This is a genomic window from Maribellus sp. YY47 (assembly GCF_023111095.1).
GTDB lineage: Bacteria > Bacteroidota > Bacteroidia > Bacteroidales > Prolixibacteraceae > Draconibacterium.
Genome location: NZ_JALGYW010000019.1, coordinates 1 through 2982, shown reverse-complemented (window position 1 = coordinate 2982; position 2982 = coordinate 1). Strand labels below are relative to the sequence as shown.

Below are 2982 nucleotides of genomic sequence, written 5' to 3'. Positions count from 1 at the left end.
TGCCTCGGAGAATAAAGCCGAATGCAGCTTCCAGGTTTGGATTAAGAACACTGTCGATCCACGCTTTGAAGTAACCTGTCCGGATCCAACGGCATCCACGATCAGCGTATCTGCAGAAACTGATTTATGCGATGCCGAGGTAACGGTACCTGCCCCGGTTATCGATAATTTATGTGTGGAAAGCTTTAGCGTTTCTTATCAGATCGACGGAGGAACTTCGGTTGCAGTCACTCCGCCGGCAGCGGTAGGAACGGTTGTTACCTTAAATGCCTTGACCGAGCGCTTTGAAGTGGGTACCCATACGGTAACCTGGACCATTGTTGATGCCTCGGGTAATGTATATACCTGTGTAATCGACATCGAGGTTATCGATCTTCCGCCATTTGTCGATTGTCCGGACGATTACGTTTTCCAGGCGGATTTTGATGTGCCTTATAAAGAAAACATTACCGTTGCTGATCCAACGTATGGCGATAATTGTCCGAATCCTGTTTTGGAATGGACATTGGTGGAACCCGATGGTACAACATACACCAGTGCAAATACCGGAATTAATATTCTGCCGAATCCAAGGAGATATTATGTTGGTGTTACAACGATAACCTATAAAATAACCGATTCTTCCGGTTTGACTGACGATTGTTCATTCACCGTAACCGTAAAAGGACCACCTAAAATAACTTGTCCTCCCGACTATACAACTACCACAGATCCGGGAGTATGTACGGCTACACGAAATTCAGAGCCACAACCCGATGGTTTTGGATTGCCAACGCTGGATGAAGGTATTCAGCCGATTACCTGGTATTGGACAATTACGTATCCGGCGGTAGGCGGGAACGTGGTGGCAAATGGCTCATTTGTTGGAAGTGCATCAAATCCTGGTCCTCCCGATATTTCTGACTATCCGTTCGAGATCGGTGAATCGCTGATCAGTTGGCGTGCTGAAAATATCTCAGGCTACGACGAATGCTCACATCTGGTGATTGTTCAGGATAAGGAAGCGCCAACCCTCGATGCCGATCCGTACGAAAACTGCGTGGATCCGTTGCATTGGGTCGTATACAATGAAGCCAATCCAAATCCGGTTTTCAACCATATTGTTCCGAACCTGGAGAAATTCCCCGTGGATTACCGGACACTCTATGCCGGCGATACTTCGCTCGATCTTACTTCGCTCGAAGACAATTGCTGTGACTCGCTGTCAATGGTAAGTAAGCTTCAGTGGCGAATCGAGTTTGCAGATACACCCGATCCGCTTACCGGTGTTGCGGTAAGCCATGCTGATATTACCGGAACCGGGCAACCATCGACCTATACCGAAGGCGGAATACCAACAGATATTTACCTCTGGGGCGACGGCGTAACATTTAGCACGGTAACCCACCACATTTTCTATTGGGTAGAAGACTGTAACGGAAATCCATCCGGTGAAATTATGCGCGAAATAACCATAACACCGCGGCCTCAGGTAATTAAAACGGACTATTAAAAGATGAGATACGATAACGACATAGTGAAGAAGCTGGAAGTCCAAATGATTCCGGTGACCACCGGGACAGCTCAGGGGCTGCTCACCTTTGCCGGGGAACGCGAAAAATGGCCGGGGGACGGTTCATCCCGGTCGGTGATCGTGAAAATTGGCCCATGGAGCGCTCAACTTTGTCGGGGAACCAAAAAAAGTCTTCGGGGAGCCGTCACTTTGTCCGATGGATTCAAAAAAATGGCTAATGGGCAGGCCAATGTCGCCGGTGAAATTCAAAAAATTGCAGAAGGACGAGAAAAAATTGCCCGGGGAGAAGAAAAATTTGCCAATGGAAGCAAAAATACTGCCGCGGCGATCAAAAAAATGGCCAATGGAAGGGTAAGGATCGCCGATTGGGATCGAGAAATTGCCGGGGGACAGGTCGCCCTTGCCGATGGAAGGGTTACCAACAGCAGGGGAGCACGTCCAGCAAGGGTTATCGGAAAATATAGCCAACGGATGAAACCAGAAATGGAAAACGAATATTTCTCCGCTGCCGCGCGATTGAATCGCGTGGAACAGCATCATCAAATAAGGGTTTCAGAAACAAACAGGCAGACAGCCAAAAACAATACTATACTCACCCTGATTGCGACTACGTCACAATCGTCCCTCTCTATGCATAGAGAGGGAGAAGAGGGAGAGTTTTTAAACCGTTTGTATAGAAACTCCGCTACCACGCGATCGAGCTGTGTGGAAGTATATCAAACCGGGAACAGTACAGAAACAGCAGATCAGCTCGCAGCTCACAGCTCGCGGCTTTCAGCTCAAAATATAAAACCTGCTAACGTGTCGTTGTGCACGGGAAAAAGGACAGTAGCTAACAACAAAAACCATCATGCCTATGCAACATGACTAAAAGAAAAATCTTTCCGGCCCGTCGGTAGACGGAACAACGGGAAGTGTGGTTCTGTAGGAGTGCCAATCGGTGCTCCCGGGCAAACGGGAAGAGTGGATGCATTTTCTCTACAACAATTTTTTATGACGATACAACAACAACGCACCACTTTCCCGGAAGCCGAACCATTAGGCTTCAAATCCATCCGTCAATCGGCGGATGGAATTGGAAACAAAAAGTAAAAACAAAAGTTTTGAAGCGGGTCTTAATGCAGTATTTAAAATGGCTAAGTGAATACGAGAAAATATGTATATGAAACTCACCCTGATCCGTCAGCTGACGTATCGTCCCTCTCTTCGCGAAGAGAGGGAGAAGAGGGAGAGTGGTTCTAAAAGAAGGCAATGAAATGATAATAAAAGGCGCAAGAAGTTGAATTAAAACTACTCACCCTGATCGTGATCCGTCAGCTGACGGACACAATCGTCCCTCTCTATGCATAGAGAGGGAATGAGGGAGAGTGGTTCTAAAAGAAGGCAATGAAATGATGATAAAAGGCGCAAGAAGTTGAATTAAAACTACTCACCCTGATCCGTCAGCAGACGTATCGTCCCTCTCTATG

General features: G+C 47.3%; 2 protein-coding genes. Both read left to right on the top strand.

Features of this window, described 5'->3' with window-relative positions:
- A partial coding sequence (locus tag MR764_RS15290) for an HYR domain-containing protein (protein ID WP_247980312.1) occupies positions 1-1492 on the top strand: 1492 nt, incomplete at its 5' end.
- 3 nt (positions 1493-1495) lie between these two features.
- Positions 1496-2380, top strand: a complete 885-nt coding sequence (locus MR764_RS15285; RefSeq protein WP_247980311.1) for a hypothetical protein — start codon at positions 1496-1498, stop codon at positions 2378-2380.
- Positions 2381-2982: the final 602 nt, after the last annotated feature.

Bases quoted from the DNA above. Each gene is read 5' to 3' on its own strand.
- MR764_RS15285 (WP_247980311.1), top strand. From the start codon at position 1,496: ATGAGATACGATAACGACATAGTGAAGAAGCTGGAAGTCCAAATGATT.